Consider the following 16,260-nt stretch of genomic DNA (forward strand, 5'->3'; position numbering starts at 1 on the left):
GGCATGGAGCCAGTGGCGGTGGGGCTGATCGGGGCGGGGCCGTGGGCCGAGATGGCGCACGCGCCGATGCTGGCCGAGGGCCCGCACACCAGGCTCGCCGGGGTGTGGGCGCGGCGGCCGGAGTCGGCCGCGCGGCTCGGCGCGCCGGTGTTCGAGCGGGTCGAGGAGCTGTTCGACGCGTGCGAGGCCGTCGCGTTCTGCGTGCCGCCGGACGTGCAGGCCGAGCTGGGCGTGCGCGCCGCCCGCGCGGGCAAGGCGCTGCTGCTGGAGAAGCCGCTCGCCGGCTCGCTGGACGGCGCCAGGCGGCTGGCCGCCGCCGTGGCCGAGGCGGGCGTGCCCAGCCAGATGGTGCTCACCCTCCGCTACGCCGCCGAGACCCGCGCGTTCCTGGCCCGGTGCGCCGAGATCGACCCGTTCGGCGGGCACGCGGCCAACATCTCCGGCTCCCTCATGGGCGACCACCCGTTCGCCACCCCGTGGCGGCTGGAGCGCGGCGCGCTGCTCGACGTCGGCCCGCACGTGATCGACCTGCTCGACGCCGCGCTCGGCCCGATCACCGGCGTGCGCGCGCACGGCGACCCGCTCACCTGGGTGGGGCTGCTGCTGGAGCACGAGGGCGGCGCCGTCAGCGAGGCGTCGCTGTGCCAGGCCGGCGTGGGCGAGCTGCCCCCGTCGAGCTTCGCCGTCTACGGCCGCAAGGGCAGCGCCGTGCTCGCCCACGGCGACGGCGACCCGCTGGCGGCGGTCGCCGAGGAGTTCGCCCGCACGGTCAGGCAGGGCGGCGGGCACCCGCTCGACGCCGCGCACGGGCTGCGGCTCCAGGAGATCATCGCCGAGGCGGAGTCCCAAGTCCGCGCCCTGTGACGCCCCACCCTTGACGTCGCTGTCGTTCTGGGGGGTTGATAGCGTTTGTCCGACGCGCAGTGCTGCAGCGAAGTCCGGTGCGAATCCGGCGCTGTCCCGCAACTGTCATAGCCAGGTCGCCTGCCTCTGCGTGACGTCATCAACCCTCGTGGAAAAGGGTGATCCGTCGCTCTTCGCGGGTCTCTCGGTTCCGTCAGTGTGAAAGGACTACTCGTGAGGCCCGTACGCACGGCCTTCGCGGGCGCGCTGCTGGGAACGCTGCTGCTGGCCGGCTGCGGCCAGACCGGCACGACAGCCACCCCCGCGACCCCCGCCCCCTCCTCCTCCGCCTCCTCGTCCTCCGGCGACGCCTTCCCCGTCACGGTCAAGGCGGGCAACGGCGACGTCACCATCGCCGCCAAGCCGCAGCGGATCATCTCGCTGTCGGCCACCCACACCGAGACGCTGTTCGCCATCGGCGCCGGCCCCCAGGTGATCGCCGTGGACGACCGCTCCAACCACCCGGCCGAGGCCCCGAAGACGGACCTGTCCGGCTTCAAGCCGAACGTCGAGGCCATCGTCGCCCAGAAACCCGACCTCGTCGTCGTCTCCGACGACATCGACCACGTCGTCGCCGAGCTGGGCAAGCTGAACGTGCCCGTCCTGCTGGAGCCCGCCGCCACCAACCTGGACGAGGCGTACGACGAGATCACCGACCTGGGCGCCGCCACCGGCAACCGGGCCAAGGCGGACGAGGTCGTCGCCGGGATGAAGACGGCGATGGCCGAGCTGGCCGCCAAGGCCCCCAAGGCCGACCTCACCTACTACCACGAGCTCGACCAGACGCCGTACGCGGTCACGTCCACGACGTTCATCGGCCAGATCTACGGCATGTTCGGGCTCACCAACATTGCCGACAAGGCGCCCGACGCGGCAGGCGGCTACCCGAAGCTGTCGGCCGAGTTCGTCGCCCAGGCCGACCCCGACCTGATCTTCCTGGCCGACGTGAAGTGCTGCCAGCAGAGCAAGGAGACGCTGGCCAAGCGCCCCGGCTGGAAGAACCTGTCCGCCATCACCGGCGACCAGGTGATCGAGCTGGACGACGACGTCGCCTCCCGCTGGGGCCCGCGCGTCGTCGACCTGGCCCGGGCGATCGGTGACGCCGTCACCAAGGCGGCCGGCCGCTAGTGCGGCCCGCCGAAACGGCGGCCGGGCCGTCCCGTGCCCGGCCGCTCTGGGTGACCGGCGCGCTGGGCGCGCTGGCCCTGTCCATGGTCGCGGGCCTGCTCGGCGGCGCGGCCGACATCTCGCCCTGGCAGGTGGTGGTCCAGGCCGCCGACTGGCTGCCGTTCGTGACCGCCGACTCGGGGCTGTCGCCCGTCGAGCAGGGCCTGCTGTACGAGCTGCGCCTGCCCCGGGTGCTGGTCGCGGCCGTGGTCGGCGGGCTGCTGGCCATCGCCGGGGCCGGCTACCAGGGCGTGTTCAGGAACCCGCTGGCCGACCCGTACCTGCTCGGCGCCGCCGCGGGCGCCGGGCTCATGACGACCGTGGCGATCGTGCTGCTGCCGCAGCTCGCGGCGAGCATCCCGGTGGCGGCGTTCGCGGGCGCGGTCGGCGGCGTGTTCCTCGCCTACGCGCTCGGCAACACCGCCGGACGCTCCGGCGGCACGTCCACGCTGGTGCTGGCCGGCGTGGCCGTGACCTCGTTCCTCACCGCGATCCAGACGTTCGTGCAGCAGTTCAAGGTCGAGGAGCTGCAGCGGATCTACGCCTGGATCCTCGGCGACGTCGGCGGCGGCTGGGAGCAGTTCTGGCTCGTGCTGCCGTACGCCGCCGTCTCCGCCGTGCTGCTGCTCCTGCACGGCCGCATGCTCGACGTGCTGTCGGTGGGCGACGAGGAGGCCGTGAGCCTCGGCGTGCGGGCCGCCCGGGTCCGGTTCACGGTGCTGCTGGCCGCCTCGCTGGCCACCGCCGCCGCCGTCGCCGTCAGCGGGCTCATCGGGTTCGTCGGCATCGTCGTCCCCCACCTGGTGCGCCGCCTGGCCGGCGGCTCCTACCGCAGCGTGCTGCCGCTGTCGCTGATCGTCGGCGCGGCCTTCCTGGTGCTCGCCGACCTCGCCGCGCGCACCGTCATCGCCCCCGCCGAGCTGCCGATCGGCGTCGTCACCATGTTCGTCGGCGCGCCGTTCTTCGTGGCCGTCCTGCGCATGACGCGGAGGACCGCGACATGACGGGCACCCCGGCCATGATCGGCGTCCGCGACCTCTCCGTACGCCTCGGCGACCGCGAGGTGCTGACCGGCGTCGACGCCACCGTACGGCGCGGCGAATGGCTGGCGATCATCGGGCCCAACGGCGCCGGCAAGTCCACGCTGCTCAAGGCCGTCATGGGCGTGCTGGCCCACCGGGGGGAGGTGGACCTCGACGGCCGCTCCGCCGCCACGCTCAAACCGCGCCAGCGCGCCCGGCTCATCGCCTACGCGCCGCAGACCCCGGCCGTGCCGCCCGACATGACGGTCTTCGACTACGCCCTGCTCGGGCGCACCCCGTACATCCCCTATCTCGGCAGGGAGAGCCGCCACGACCGGGAGGTCACCGCGTCCGTCCTGGACCGGCTCGACCTGACGGCGTTCGCCACCCGCAGGGCGGGCGAGCTGTCCGGCGGCGAACGCCAGCGCGTCGTGCTCGCCCGCGCCCTCGCCCAGCAGGCGCCCGTGCTCCTGCTCGACGAGCCCACCACCGCGCTCGACCTCGGCCACCAGCAGCAGGTGCTGGAGCTCGTCGACCGGCTCAGGCGCGCCGACGGGCTGACCGTCGTCACCACGCTGCACGACCTGACCCTCGCCGGCCAGTACGCCGACACCCTCCTGCTGCTCGCCCGGGGCCGCGCCGTCGCCTGCGGCGAACCGGACAAGGTGCTCACCGAGCCGCTCGTCGGCGAGCACTTCGACGCCCATGTCATGATCGAGCCGGGCCCCGGCGGGCGGCCCGTCGTGCACCTCGTCAGGGGAGGACCGTGAAGCTCAGCTACCGGGTCGAGGAAGGCGTCCGCCTCGGGTCGCTGCTCTGGGAGTTCGGGCCCGGCTGGCGGATGATCTCCTCGGCCATGCTCGGCGGCGGCATCGGGCCGCGCACGTGGGTGCTCAACGCCCAGGTCGTCGCCGGCTACTCGCGCACCGACCCGGTCGAGCACCTGACCTCGCTCGGCCCCACCGGCGACGGCGTCGGCATGATGACCGCCGCCTCCGTCGACCGCTACAGCGAGGCCCGCGACGGCGGCGTCCACGCCGTGGCCACCGTGGGCCTGCGCGTCCCCACCTGGGCCGCCGCCCCCGAGGGCGCCGCCGACCCCGAGCTCGCGCCCATGCGCGTCGGCACGATCAACATCCTGGCCGTCGTGCCCGTCGCGATGACCGACGCCGCCCTGGTCAACGCCGTCATGACGATCACCGAGGCCAAGACGCAGGCGCTCGCCGAGACCGGCTACGCGGGCACCGGCACCGCCTCCGACGCCGTCTGCCTCGCCGTCCCGGCCACCGGGCCCGAGGAGCTGTTCGGCGGCCCCCGCTCCGAGTGGGGCGCCCGCCTCGCCCGCGCCGTCCACGCCGCCGTCCGCCACGGCGCCGAAGCGTGGCGGCCCTGGGACGGAAAGTGACCGGATCCGGGTAAGTACCATGTCGGTGAAGGGGAGAGCCGCGATACTGAGTGGGTGACCGCGATGGCGACCGAACCGACGACCGCGCGCACGGTTCTTCCGGGCGCGCCGCCGTTCAGCGTCGACGACCTGCTCAAGTTCCCCGACGACGGGAATCGCTACGAGCTCTTCAACGGGAGCCTTCTGGTGAGCCCTGCCCCCACACCACTGCACCAGCTCGCCATCACGCGCGCTCTGCACCTCCTCCAGCTTGCCGCGCCGCCGGAGCTGGAGCCGCTGTCGACCGTGAACCTCCGGGTGAGCCCCGACAGCTTCTACATCCCCGACCTGGTGGTCGTGGCCGCCGACGCGATCGAGTCGGTCGAGCTGATGTTCGCGCCGGAGCACATCCGCCTGGCCGTGGAGATCGTCAGCCCGAGCACCAAGATCCGCGACCGGGGGTTCAAGGCCGAGGCCTACGCCGCGGCGAAGATCCCCGTCTACTGGCGGATCGAGCTGGACGAGGGGCCCTCCCTCTACGTGTACGAGCTCGACGGCGACGACTACGGCCCCCCGGTCTCCTACAAGGCCGGAGCCGCCGCCTCGCCCGCGTCGCCCTTCCCCGTCACCTTCGACCCGGGAGATCTCATCGGGCGGCGGGCGCGCCCGTAACGAAGGGGGGCGTCGGCGCGATGGGGTCGTGGTGGGATTCCCGGCGTCCGGCCGATGCCCGCACGCCGTTCTCTTGACTTACGGCAGGCGCTTGGGACCCTGGTCATATCCCTTCGTACGGGGGCGGCGATGGCGCGTCTCTCAGCTCTGGCCGGCGGTCTCACGGCGACGATCGCGCTGCTCACCCTGCCCGCGGTGGCGCACGAGCACCCCAGCGGCATCACCGACCTCGTCACCCCCGCCGTCGTGCGGGTCGAGGCCGTCTCCCACGTGGAGATCACCCTGCTCGACCACATCGGCGAATTACGGCACGTGGAGCGTTCCTACGACTTCCCGCTCGGCCAGGGCACCGGCACCGTGGTCAACCCCGAGGGCGCGATCGTCACGCTGACCCGCGTCGTGCAGACGGGCGAGGACGTGGCCGTACGGGCCGCGAACAAGATCTTCGCCGAGCACCACGACGTGAAGATCCCGCAGGACGCCGACCGCCACTCGCTCGACGACCCGCTGCTCGACCGCCACCTCAAGCAGTGCTACCCGCCGAAGAAGTCCACCGCGACCTGCATCATCGACGTCTCCACCGAGATCACGATCTTCCCGAACGTGGCGCCCGCCGACACCGACGGGTTCAAGGCCGACCTGGTCAAGGCCGGGTCCGGGCCCGACAGCCCCGCCGTGCTCATGCCGATCGGCCGGGCCGTCGGCAGCGTCGGCATGCCCACCGCCCCGCTCGCCGACAAGGTGCCCGACCAGGTCGGCTCGCCCACCAGCGTGGCGGGCTTCCTCGGCCGGCCCGGCCCCGACGTGCAGAACACCGTCGAGATCGCCCACCTGGGCAAGGGCGGCGGCAAGGGCGACACCGGCAGGCCGTTCGCCGACCCGGAGAAGAAGGCCGACGAACCCGTCAAACTGGGCGGCCTGGCCGACCGCGGGCTGATCGGCGCGCCGGTGATCGGCGACAAGGACGGCCACGTCATCGGCATGCTGATCGGCGGCGGCAAGGAAGCCAAGATGATCGGCGTCCGCGAGATCACCGCCGCGCTGACCAAGGCCGGCATCGCGCCCCGCCGGGGGGCGATCGACTCGGCGTTCGAGGGCGCGCTGACCCGCTACCACACCGCTTACTACACCGAGGCGGCCCCCGGCTTCCAGCGCGTGCTGGAGCTGTACCCCGGCAACGTCGTCGCCGCCGAGCTGCTGAAGATCTCCCTGGCCAAGCGGGGCGGCCCGGAGGACGCGGGCACCCGGCGGGCCGGCGTCACGCCCGCCTCCGGCGGCACGCCGCTGTGGCCGTTCATCGTGGCGGCGGCCGTGCTGTTCGTCGCCGCGGGCACCGGGGCGTTCCTGCTGTGGCGGCGCAGGCGTACACCCGGCATGTCGCCGTCGCCGTCGCCACCGGCCCCGCCCCCGGCCCCGGCGGGCGCGGTGCCGCAGCCGCTCGACGAGGGCGCCGACCAGACCGTCGTGGTGCGCCGGTCGGCGCCGTTGCAGGCGATCCCGCAGCACCAGCCGGTGCTCACCGCGGGCGAGCCGCCGGTCGTGTTCTGCACCGCCTGCGGGATGCGGCTCGGCCCCGCCCACCGCTTCTGCGGCTACTGCGGCCACCCCGCCGAGACGTGATGCCCGTGAACGACAGAGCACTCATCGGCCAGGAGGTGGCCGGCTACTACATCGAGGACATCGTCGGCAAAGGCGGCATGGCCGTCGTCTACCTGGCCCTGGACCCCCGGCTCAGCCGCCGGGTCGCGCTCAAGATCCTCAACCCGGTGCTGAGCGTGGACGACCGGTTCCGGCAGCGGTTCATCCTGGAGTCCAGGACCGTCGCCAGCATCGAACACCCCAACATCATCCCCATCTACGAGGCCAACGCCGACGCCGACGGCGTCCTCTACATCGCCATGCGCTACGTCGACGGGCTCGACCTGCGGCGGCTCATCCACGACCGCGGGCCGCTGCCGCTCGGCCGGGCCAACCGGATCTTCGCCCAGGTGGCCGCCGCCCTCGACGCCGCCCACGCGCACGACCTCATCCACCGCGACGTCAAACCGGCCAACATCCTCCTCGCGGGGGAGCACGTCTACCTGACCGACTTCGGCATCACCAAGCACCGCACGTCCATCTCCGGGCTGACGCAGACCGACCAGTTCATCGGCACGCCGCGCTACATGTCGCCGGAGCAGATCAACAAGGAGCACATCGACGGCAGCGCCGACCAGTACGCGCTGGCGTGCGTCGTGTACGAGGGGCTGTCGGGGCGGCTGCCGTTCCAGCGGGACAACGACATCGCGCTGCTGTGGGCGCACCTGGCCGAGCAGCCCGCCCCGCTGACGACGCTCCGGCCCGGCCTGCCGCCCGCCGTGGACGCGGTGATGAGCCGGGCGCTGGCCAAGTCGCCCGAGCAGCGCTACCCGTCCTGCACCGCCTTCGTCGACGCCCTCCGCGCCGCCATCGACACCCCCGCCCCCGACGCCGAAGGCCGCCCGCTCCCCGGCAGCGGCCCTCCCCGGACTCCGGGCGCCGCCCCGGGCAGTGGCCCCTCTTGGGGCGAAGGTGCGGCGCAGCGTGGCCGGCCCTCCTGGGGCGACGGTGCCGCCCGCGGTGGCCCGCCCTGGAGGGAGGCCGGGGCGCCCGGCGGCGGGCCTCCCTGGGGTGAGGGAGCAGCCCGCGATGCGGGACGCGCCCACGGCGGGGACGCGCCCCCCGGCCACGTCCCAGGCGGGCCTGGCCCGGACGGTCTGGAGGGAAGGCCGGGGTACCGTCCCCGCTCGTCCCGCTCCTCCGGTGCGGACGCGCTCCCCGGCCACGTCCCGGGCGGGCTTGGCCCGGATGGGGCGGAGGGAGGGTTGGGGTACGGTTCCGGCCTGTCCCGCCCGTCCGGTGCGGAGGCGCGCCCGGGCCACACCTCGGAGGGAGGGGCGGGGTATGCCGCTGGCGTGGCCCGTTCCTCTGAGTCGCTCCCGGGCCAGGCCCTCGGGGGGTCTCACCGTGACGGGGCCGAGGGAGGGGCCGGGGACGGGCTGAGCGGGTCCCGGGGGCGGGGTGGGAGGTTGCCGATCGTGGTGGCCGGGGTGGTGGCGGTGGCGGCGGCGCTGGCCTTGGTGGTGATGCTGGTGGTGAGCCAGCGGGGCGAGTCGTGGGTGCGGTTCCAGGACACCCGCGCGGCGCCGCTGACGTTCGAGCACCCGGAGGGGTGGACCGCGCGCACGCACGCCGACCTGTTCGCGCTGGCGTCGCCGCGGGCGGCGGAGTTCGAGGCGATGTTCGTCTCGGGCGCGAACGCCGACTGGGCGGCCGTCAACGGCGTCATCACGGGCGACCCGGAGAACGCCGTGGGCGTGTACGTGCAGGTGTCGGACACGCTGGCGGCCGGGGCGGGCCGGGACGAGATGAAGGCGATGCTGGAGGGCCTGCTGCCGGGCGAGATCGAGGTGAGCGCCCCGGTGCCGGACCGGGCGGGCAACCGCGACGCCACCCGCTACGACGGCTCGCTGCGCGACCGCAACACCGGCAACGCGCTGGGCTTCGTCGGCTACGTCATCGACCACCGCCCCAAGCCGATCCTCATGCTGTACTTCTGCGCCCGCAACAGCTGTGACGACGCCACGCAGGTCCGGGTGAGGCAGAGCGTGGTCGTCTCCTGACCAGTGGCTTGGAACTGACTTGCGTACGGCTTGACCTGGGTGTTCAACGGCCCTTCCGGCGTCTACCTTCGACAGCTGTGGGCATTCGAATCGTCATCGTGGACGACCAGGCGATGGTCAGGGCCGGGCTGCGCATGGTCGTGGAGAGCGATCCCGGCATGGAGGTCGTGGGGGAGGCCGCCGACGGGCGTGACGCGATCGCCGTTGCCAGGCGGACGCGGCCGGACATCGTGCTGATGGACATCTCGATGCCGCGCCTGGACGGCCTGAGCGCCGCCCGGCAGCTGCTGGACACGCCGTCGCCGCCGAAGGTGATCACGCTGACGACGTTCGACACGGACGAGAACCTGTGGGCGGCGCTGCGCGCGGGCACGAGCGGGTTCCTGCTGAAGGTGTCGCCGCCGGAGCAGCTCATCGAGGCGATCCGCATCGTGCACGCGGGTGACGCGCTGCTGGATCCGGCGGTGACGAGCCGGGTGATCGCCTCGTTCGCGGGCCGGGCCGAGCCGGTGCCGTCGCCGCGGCTGGCGGATCTGACGCCGCGCGAGCTGGAGGTGCTGCGGCTGCTGGCGCGCGGGCTGACGAACGCGGAGATCGCCCGGGAGCTGTACGTGGGGGAGGCCACGGTGAAGACGCACGTGGCGCGGGTGCTGATGAAGCTGGGCCTGCGGGACCGGGCGCAGGCGGTGGTGTTCGCCTACGAGTCGGGCGTGGTGCGCCCGGGGGACGCGAACTGATCTCAACATGCGGAAGGCTTTTGCGAGGCACTGGGAACGTATGTGTATATTTTTCGTCATAAGGCGGTAGCAACAGGAGATTTTCATGCGAGCGTTCCCCCGAGTGCTGTTCGACGAGGCCCACAGCGAGTCGTGGACCATCCGGCGTGATGTCGCCGAGGCCATCAACCCCGCCCACCCCGACGACAACAGTTACGCGCGCGCCGCCGGGCTGCTGCGCCACCTGGGCCACACGGTGACGGCCCACACCGCCGGCGCCCTCGACGCGGGAACGCTCCAGGACCAGGACGTCCTGGTCATCGCGCACCCGTCCGGCGAGCGCTGGGAGCGCACCACCGGCCAGGGCAGCCCGGTGTTCACCGCGGACGAGCTGGACGCCGTCGAGGCGTTCGTCTCCGGCGGCGGCGGCCTGGTCGTGCTGGCCGAGGAGGAACAGGACAAGTACGGCAACAACCTGGCAGAGCTGCTGGCCCGGTTCGGCGTGAGCGTGGGCCACACCACCGTGCGCGACCCCAGGAACGCCCACCGCGAGGTGGCCACCTGGGTGCTCGGCGAGCGCGCCACCGGTGACGGCCTGCTGGCCGGCGTGAAGCGGGCCTGCTTCTACCGCTCCGGCGTGCTCGCGGCCGGGGACGGGGCCACCGTCCTGTTCGCCACCTCGGCCGACGCCGACCCGGCGGGCGCGCCGCTCGCCGTCGCGCTCACGTACGGGCGCGGCCGGGTCGTGGTGTTCGCCGACTCCGACCTGTTCGGCGACGACTCGATCGACGACTACGACCACCGCAGGCTGTGGGGGAACGTGGTCACCTGGGCCGCCCGGGTGCCCGACGCCGGGGCCGGGGCGGGGGAGCGCGACGAGGTCAAGGCGGCGCTGTTCGCCCGGATCAAGGCCGCCGTCGAGGAGCTGCGCCCGCTCCAGGTCAAGGACGGCTCGGTGCCGGAGGAGAAGGGCCGGGCCAAGGAGCTGGTCGCGGAGATCTCCGCCGCGATCGGCGACATCGCTCCGAGCTTCCCGCATGACGCCGCCTACCTCCAGGCCGTCCGCGACGACCTCGCCCAGTGGTCCGAGCAGGACCTCGGCGTCCCGGACTTCCTGCGCTCGCTGGAGCTGTTCCACCCCGACACGCAGCGCGTGGACGGCCTGGAGCACCTCGTCGTCTTCCCCATGTACACGCAGAACGGCAACCCGGACCGCAACCTGGAAGCCGTCTGGATCCACACCATCTGGCCGGACTGGCTGGCCGAGCTGGAGGCGGGCGGCTACGACAACCCGATGTTCGTGCCGATCGCGTTCGAGGACTTCACCTCCGGCTACGACACGCACTCGGCCGTGCTGTTCCCCGAGACCGTCGCCGTCCGGCAGGCGCCCGCCCGCTTCACCTGGGGCGGCATCTTCGCCGACCGCGAGGCCGCCCGCTTCCGCCGCGTGTCCAAGGCCGCGACCGAGACGCTCAAGCTCGACCTGCCGCCGGACGCCGCCCGCCTGCTGGAGTCGCAGCAGCTCGCCCAGGACACGTTCGTGCTGTGGGACCTGGTGCACGACCGCACGCACAGCCACGGCGACCTGCCGTTCGACCCGTTCATGATCAAGCAGCGGATGCCGTACTGGCTGTACTCGCTGGAGGAGCTGCGCTGCGACCTGACCGCGTTCGGCGAGGCCGTGGAGCTGGAGCGGCGCGGGGTGCCGCACGCCCGGTACGTCCAGCACGCGATCCTGTTCGACCGGCTGTTCCGCTTCCCGATCACCGGGGCGCGGGTGCGCAACTACGACGGGCTCGGCGGCCAGCTCCTGTTCGCCTACCTGCACCGCAACGACATCGTGCGGTGGACCGACAACCGGCTGTCCATCGACTGGGAGCGCGTCGCCGACGGCGTCGCCGACCTGCGTGGCGAGGTGGAGAAGCTCTACCGCGACAGCATCGACCGGTCCAAGCTGGCCCACTGGCTGGCCGCGCACGAGCTGGTCAGCGCCTACGTGGCCCCCGACCCGGCCTCCGTGTGGGCCAAGGGCGTCGCCGCGCTGCCCGAGGAGCAGAAGGCCAAGGTGGACGCGGTGCTGCCGGACGAGTTCCCCCTCAGCATGTTCTACGAGGCGCTGCGCCGTAAGCTGACCGACGTGGTCGAGTCGACGAAGGGGATCCGGGCATGATCATTCTTGTGACGGGCGCGGCCGGTCCCACCGGCGCCGCGGTGACCGAGCACTTCACCAAGCACGGCCACACCGTGATCGGCGTGGACAAGGACGACGTCGACCTCCTCGACCGCGCCGCCGTCGAGGAGCTGGCCGCGCGGATCGACGCCGAGCACGGCCGCGTCGACGGCGTCGTCCACCTCGTCGGCGGCTGGCGCGGCTCGCCCTCGTTCGACCGCACCGACCTCGCCGACTGGGACACCCTGCACGACCTGCTCATCCGCACCCTGCAGCACGTGTCGCTGGCCTTCGAGCCGCTGCTGCGCAAGAGCGGCAACGGCCGGTTCGTGATCGTCTCGGCCAAGGCCGCCGGCAAGCCCGAGGCCGGCGGCGCCGCCTACGCCGCCGCCAAGGCCGCCGCCGAGGCGTGGACGCTCTCCCTGGCCGACGCGCTGCGGGGCACCGGCTCCGCGGCCACTATCCTGGTCGTGAAAGCCCTGGTCAACGACGCCATGCGGGCCGCCAAGCCGGAGGCGAGGTTCCCCGGCTTCACCGACGTGCGCGACCTGGCCGAAGCCATCGGCGGCCTCTACGACCAGCCGGCCGACCAGATCAACGCCACCCGATTGGACCTCACTACGTGACTCCCCGGCACGACCCCCGGCTCAAGGCGTTCGCCAGCGACAACTACGCCGGGGTCCATCCCGAGATCCTCCAGGCCATCGCCGAGGCCAACGGCGGCCACCAGATCGCCTACGGCGAGGACGTCTACACCGAGGCGCTCCAGGACGTCTTCCGCCGCCACTTCGGCGAGGGGGCGCGGGCATGGCCGGTGTTCAACGGCACCGCCGCCAACGTCGTCTCCCTGCGCGCGATGACCGCGCACTGGGAGGCGGTCGTCTGCGCCGAGACCGCCCACATCAACACCGACGAGGGCGGCGCCCCCGAGGTGACCGGCGGCATCAAGCTGCTCACCGTGCCCACGCCCGACGGCAAGCTCACCCCCGAGCTGATCGACCGCCAGGCGTGGGGCTTCGGCGACGTGCACCGCGCCCAGCCGAAGGTCGTCTCCATCTCCAACACCACCGAGCTGGGCACCGTCTACACGCCAGCCGAGATCGCCGCGATCTGCGACCACGCGCACGAGCTCGGCATGCTCGTCCACCTCGACGGCTCCCGCCTCACCAACGCCGCCGCCGCGCTCGACGTGCCCCTGCGGGCGCTCACCACCGACGCGGGCGTCGACGTGCTCTCCTTCGGAGGCACGAAGATCGGGCTGCTGTACGGCGAGGCCGTCGTGGTGCTCAATCCCGAGGCGGCCACGGGCATCGACTACCTGCGCAAGACGTTCATGCAGCTGTCGTCGAAGATGCGGTTCGTGTCGGCGCAGTTCGAGGCGCTGCTCTCGGGCGACCTGTGGCTGCGCAACGCCCGGCAGGCCAACGCCATGGGCAGGCGGCTGGCCGAGGCCGTGCGCGAGCTGCCCGGCGTCGAGGTGCCCCGGCCCGTCGAGGCCAACGCCGTCTTCGCGGTGCTGCCCGCGGACGTCACGGCCCGGCTGCAGAAGCGCTTCCGCTTCTACACCTGGAACGAGGCGACCGGCGAGGTGCGCTGGATGTGCGCGTTCGACACCACCGAGGAGGACGTCGACGCGTTCGCCGCGGCGATCGCCGAGGAGCTGGCGGCCGGCTAGCGCCCGAGGGCCAGGCGGGCGGCCTGCCAGCCGCCCATGCCGTGCACGCCCGGCCCCGGCGGCGTCGAGGCCGAGCACAGGAACACGCCCGGCAGCGGGGTGCGCCACGGCGCCGGCGACCACACAGGCCGCCGCACGAACTGGCCGAGGCTCGCCAGCCCGCCGCCGATGTCGCCGCCGACCAGGTTGCGGTCGGCCGCCTCCAGCGCGGCCGGCCCCATGACGTGGCGGGCCAGCACCCGGTCGCGGAAGCCGGGCGCGTACCGCTCGATCTGCGCCTCGATCGCCCGGCTCAGGTCGGCGCGGGAGCCGTTCGGGACGTGGCAGTAGGCCCACAGCGTGTGCCCGCCCCGGCCGGGGTCGGCCGCGTAGGGCTGCACCAGCAGCACGTACGGGCGCGGCGAGTGGCGGCCGGCGGCCGTCTCCGCCTCGCCGAGCGCGATCTCCTCCAGCGTGCCGCCCAGGTGGACGGTGCCCGCGCCCGCCACCGCCGGGTCGCGCCACGGCACCGGCCCGTCGAGCGCCCAGTCGACCTTGAACGCGCCGGGCCCGTGGCGGAAGCGCAGCAGCCGCTCCCGGTAGCGGGCGGGCAGCGGGCCGTGGCGGCCCGGCTCCTCCGCCAGCGCCGCGAACTCGCGCGGCGACACGTCCAGCACCACCGTCGGCGCGTCGAGCTCGCGCAGCGAGCGCACCCGGTGGCCGGCCACCGCCTCGCCGCCGAGCTCCCGCAGCCGGGCGACCAGCGCGTCGGCCAGCCGCTGCGAGCCGCCCGCCACCAGCGGCCAGCCCACCAGATGGGCGAGCACGGCCAGCGTCAGCCCGTAGCCGGCGGTGAGGGGCGCGCGCAGGTCCAGCATCGAGTGCGCCGCCATGCCCGCGAGCAGCGCCCGCCCGCGCGCCGTGCGGAACGCCCGCCGCGCCAGCGTCGTCGCCGGCAACGCGGCCGCCACCCCGAACCGGGCCGCCGCCGCGAACGCGGCGGGCCGCGGCTCCCACGGGCCCAGCGGCTTCAGCAGCAGGTCGGTGAGCGGGAACCCGGCCCGCACCGCCGCCCCCACGATCCCCCGCCACACGCCCGCGTCACGCCCCAGGCCCTCGGCGGTGCGGTCCACGTCACGGTGGACGAGCACCGCCGGGCCGTCGTCCAGCGGATGGGCCGCCACCACCGGCGGATGGGCGAACTCCACCCCGTCCAGCGCGAGGCCGCGCATCGCGGGGGAGGCCAGCGCCATCGCCATCACGGTGGCGCCGAGGTCGTGCACCCGGCCCGGCGTCGTCAGCTCCGCCGACCGCAGCGCGCCCCCGAACTCCCGGGCGGCCTCCAGCAGCAGCACCCGCCGCCCGGCCGAGGCCAGCGTCACGGCCGCCACGAGCCCGTTGGGGCCCGATCCGACCACGACCGCGTCGGCGCCCATCAGCTCATTTCAGGATCGTCGGGAACGGCTGCGCGCCCCGGAGCGCGAGGAGCTTCGTCATCAGGTCGATCTCGCCCGACTGCCCCTCGACGATCTTGCGGGCCATGCCGGTCACCTCGGCCCGGTCGGACAGCTTGAGCAGGCCCTCCGCCATCTGCACCCCGCCCTCGTGGTGGCGGATCATCAGCTGGAGGAACAGCACCTCCGCCTCCGTGCCCTGAAGCTCGCCGAGCTTGTCGAGCTCCGCCCGCGACGCCATGCCCGGCATCGCGCCGCCCTGCGGCTGCTGCGCGCCGTGACCGTGACCGCTCATCCACGCCATCGGCCGCAGGTCCGTCGCCTGCGTCAGCTCCCACTGCTGCAACCAGCCCAGGAACATGCCGCGCTGGTTGGCCTGCGTGTTGATGATGTCGAAGGCCAGGTTACGGATCTCGCGCGACTCGCTCTTGTCGCGGATCGTGAACGACATGTCGACCGCCTGCGCGTGATGCGTGGCCATGTCGCGGGCGAAGCCGGCCTCCGCCGACGTCTCACCCGGCGTGCCCCGGCCCCCGAACACGAGAAAGGCCGCCGCGACCACGACGACGAGGACGGCGAGGACGGCGAACAGCGGCTTTCCGGCGGGCTTCTCCATGGCATGACCAGGTTACCCACCTGCGCGAGCGGTTGTGATCGCATGCTTATACGCCGCTTATTCTCCGCATACGCCCGGAGGGCATAGGGTGACCCAAGTTGGTACGCCGATGGAGGAACGATGACGAAGGAGAAGGCGCAGGCCCGGCGCGAGCATCTGCAGCAGATGCGGGCCGCGCAGAAGCGCAAGGAGCGCCGTGCAGCCTTTCTGATGTGGGGCGCGGGCGGCCTCGTCATCGTGCTGCTCATCGGCGTGGTCGGCTTCTACCTGGTCAAACGCGCACAGGAGACCTCGCTCGACGGGGTCGCCAGCGTCAAGTACGAGGCCGGTCAGCACGTGTGGAGCACGGTCTCGTACAAGGAGACCCCGCCGGTCGGCGGCGAGCACAACAACTACTGGCAGCTGTGCCGGGTCTACGACAAGCCGATCCACTCCGAGCACGCCGTCCACTCGCTGGAGCACGGCGCCATCTGGATCACCTACCGGCCCGACCTGCCCAAGGCGCAGATCGACCAGCTGAAGGACGTCGCCGGTTCGACGGGGCAGCAGGACTACATGCTGGTCAGCCCGTTCCCCAACCTGCCGTCGCCGATCGTGGTCTCCTCCTGGGGGCACCAGCTCAAGCTGACCGACCCGGGCGACCCGAAGCTGGGCGCGTTCATCAAGAAGTACCAGAACGGCCCCGACACCCCTGAGCCCGGCGCGACCTGCGGCGGCCCTCAGGCGGTCGAGACGACCGCCGACGAGGCGCCGCTCCCGCCGGAGCCGCAGCAGCAGCAGACGCAGACGCCGCACGACAGCGCCAGCCCCTCGGCCAGCCCTGCGGCCTCCTAGCCGGCCCTCGGGCAGCACGCCATCGAC

The 16,260-nt window shown here is 73.1% G+C and carries 15 protein-coding genes; 13 read left to right on the forward strand and 2 right to left on the reverse strand.

Annotated features, from left to right (window positions below; genetic code table 11):
- The first annotated feature begins 3 nt into the window (after positions 1-3).
- The 12 genes from ACWDXC_RS40930 (at position 4) to ACWDXC_RS40985 (ending at position 13,350) form a co-directional block, all read left to right on the forward strand.
- Positions 4-864, forward strand: coding sequence for a Gfo/Idh/MocA family protein (locus ACWDXC_RS40930; RefSeq protein WP_219501693.1), 861 nt, complete (start codon positions 4-6; stop codon positions 862-864).
- Positions 865-1,077: 213 nt separating this feature from the next.
- The gene (locus ACWDXC_RS40935; protein WP_449991669.1) at positions 1,078-2,031 is read left to right on the forward strand and encodes an ABC transporter substrate-binding protein; all 954 of its coding nucleotides are present in this window, start codon (positions 1,078-1,080) and stop codon (positions 2,029-2,031) included.
- Positions 2,031-3,074, forward strand: coding sequence for a FecCD family ABC transporter permease (locus tag ACWDXC_RS40940; RefSeq protein WP_449991672.1), 1,044 nt, complete (start codon positions 2,031-2,033; stop codon positions 3,072-3,074). The genes ACWDXC_RS40935 and ACWDXC_RS40940 overlap by 1 nt, the downstream gene beginning before the upstream one ends.
- Positions 3,071-3,862, forward strand: a complete 792-nt coding sequence (locus ACWDXC_RS40945) for an ABC transporter ATP-binding protein (protein WP_449991675.1) — start codon at positions 3,071-3,073, stop codon at positions 3,860-3,862. The genes ACWDXC_RS40940 and ACWDXC_RS40945 overlap by 4 nt, the downstream gene beginning before the upstream one ends.
- On the forward strand, positions 3,859-4,497 hold the full coding sequence (locus ACWDXC_RS40950) for an adenosylcobinamide amidohydrolase (RefSeq protein ID WP_449991678.1): 639 nt from the start codon (positions 3,859-3,861) through the stop codon (positions 4,495-4,497). Before ACWDXC_RS40945 ends, ACWDXC_RS40950 begins: the two co-directional genes overlap by 4 nt.
- A gap of 63 nt (positions 4,498-4,560) precedes the next feature.
- Entirely contained in the window at positions 4,561-5,148 is a 588-nt protein-coding gene (locus ACWDXC_RS40955) for a Uma2 family endonuclease (protein ID WP_375071819.1), read from the forward strand.
- 129 nt (positions 5,149-5,277) lie between these two features.
- A complete protein-coding gene (locus tag ACWDXC_RS40960) occupies positions 5,278-6,768 on the forward strand; it encodes a zinc ribbon domain-containing protein (RefSeq protein ID WP_449991681.1) in 1,491 nt (496 codons plus the stop codon).
- Positions 6,768-8,789 carry a protein kinase domain-containing protein gene (locus ACWDXC_RS40965; protein ID WP_449991684.1) on the forward strand — a complete coding sequence of 674 codons (2,022 nt, stop codon included), beginning with the start codon at positions 6,768-6,770 and terminating at the stop codon, positions 8,787-8,789. The genes ACWDXC_RS40960 and ACWDXC_RS40965 overlap by 1 nt, the downstream gene beginning before the upstream one ends.
- Before the next feature lie 77 nt (positions 8,790-8,866).
- On the forward strand, positions 8,867-9,526 hold the full coding sequence (locus tag ACWDXC_RS40970) for a response regulator (RefSeq protein ID WP_219501683.1): 660 nt from the start codon (positions 8,867-8,869) through the stop codon (positions 9,524-9,526).
- 85 nt (positions 9,527-9,611) lie between these two features.
- Positions 9,612-11,675 (forward strand): DUF6421 family protein, encoded by a 2,064-nt coding sequence (locus tag ACWDXC_RS40975; protein WP_449991687.1) that lies wholly within the window; start codon positions 9,612-9,614, stop codon positions 11,673-11,675.
- A complete protein-coding gene (locus ACWDXC_RS40980; protein ID WP_449991690.1) occupies positions 11,672-12,301 on the forward strand; it encodes an SDR family NAD(P)-dependent oxidoreductase in 630 nt (209 codons plus the stop codon). Before ACWDXC_RS40975 ends, ACWDXC_RS40980 begins: the two co-directional genes overlap by 4 nt.
- Positions 12,298-13,350, forward strand: coding sequence for a threonine aldolase family protein (locus ACWDXC_RS40985; protein ID WP_219501677.1), 1,053 nt, complete (start codon positions 12,298-12,300; stop codon positions 13,348-13,350). The genes ACWDXC_RS40980 and ACWDXC_RS40985 overlap by 4 nt, the downstream gene beginning before the upstream one ends.
- On the opposite strand, the gene ACWDXC_RS40990 is transcribed toward ACWDXC_RS40985, so the two are convergent.
- A complete protein-coding gene (locus tag ACWDXC_RS40990; protein ID WP_449991693.1) occupies positions 13,347-14,765 on the reverse strand; it encodes a phytoene desaturase family protein in 1,419 nt (472 codons plus the stop codon). The genes ACWDXC_RS40985 and ACWDXC_RS40990 overlap by 4 nt on opposite strands.
- A gap of 4 nt (positions 14,766-14,769) precedes the next feature.
- Positions 14,770-15,399, reverse strand: coding sequence for a DUF305 domain-containing protein (locus tag ACWDXC_RS40995; RefSeq protein ID WP_219518942.1), 630 nt, complete (start codon positions 15,397-15,399; stop codon positions 14,770-14,772).
- A gap of 120 nt (positions 15,400-15,519) precedes the next feature.
- On the opposite strand from ACWDXC_RS40995, the gene ACWDXC_RS41000 reads away from it, so the two are divergent.
- Entirely contained in the window at positions 15,520-16,233 is a 714-nt protein-coding gene (locus ACWDXC_RS41000; RefSeq protein ID WP_449991696.1) for a DUF3105 domain-containing protein, read from the forward strand.
- The last annotated feature ends 27 nt before the right edge of the window (positions 16,234-16,260 follow it).

The sequence above is a fragment of the Nonomuraea sp. NPDC003214 genome, from assembly GCF_053590035.1.

Excerpts from the sequence above, each read along its gene's own strand:
- ACWDXC_RS40930 (WP_219501693.1), top strand. The coding sequence starts at position 4 with ATGGAGCCAGTGGCGGTGGGGCTGATCGGGGCGGGGCCGTGGGCCGAG.
- ACWDXC_RS40945 (WP_449991675.1), top strand. The coding sequence starts at position 3,071 with ATGACGGGCACCCCGGCCATGATCGGCGTCCGCGACCTCTCCGTACGC.
- ACWDXC_RS40955 (WP_375071819.1), top strand. The coding sequence starts at position 4,561 with ATGGCGACCGAACCGACGACCGCGCGCACGGTTCTTCCGGGCGCGCCG.
- ACWDXC_RS40960 (WP_449991681.1), top strand. The coding sequence starts at position 5,278 with ATGGCGCGTCTCTCAGCTCTGGCCGGCGGTCTCACGGCGACGATCGCG.
- ACWDXC_RS40965 (WP_449991684.1), top strand. The coding sequence starts at position 6,768 with ATGCCCGTGAACGACAGAGCACTCATCGGCCAGGAGGTGGCCGGCTAC.
- ACWDXC_RS40975 (WP_449991687.1), top strand. The coding sequence starts at position 9,612 with ATGCGAGCGTTCCCCCGAGTGCTGTTCGACGAGGCCCACAGCGAGTCG.
- ACWDXC_RS40980 (WP_449991690.1), top strand. The coding sequence starts at position 11,672 with ATGATCATTCTTGTGACGGGCGCGGCCGGTCCCACCGGCGCCGCGGTG.
- ACWDXC_RS40990 (WP_449991693.1), bottom strand. The coding sequence starts at position 14,765 with ATGGGCGCCGACGCGGTCGTGGTCGGATCGGGCCCCAACGGGCTCGTG.
- ACWDXC_RS40995 (WP_219518942.1), bottom strand. The coding sequence starts at position 15,399 with ATGGAGAAGCCCGCCGGAAAGCCGCTGTTCGCCGTCCTCGCCGTCCTC.
- ACWDXC_RS41000 (WP_449991696.1), top strand. The coding sequence starts at position 15,520 with ATGACGAAGGAGAAGGCGCAGGCCCGGCGCGAGCATCTGCAGCAGATG.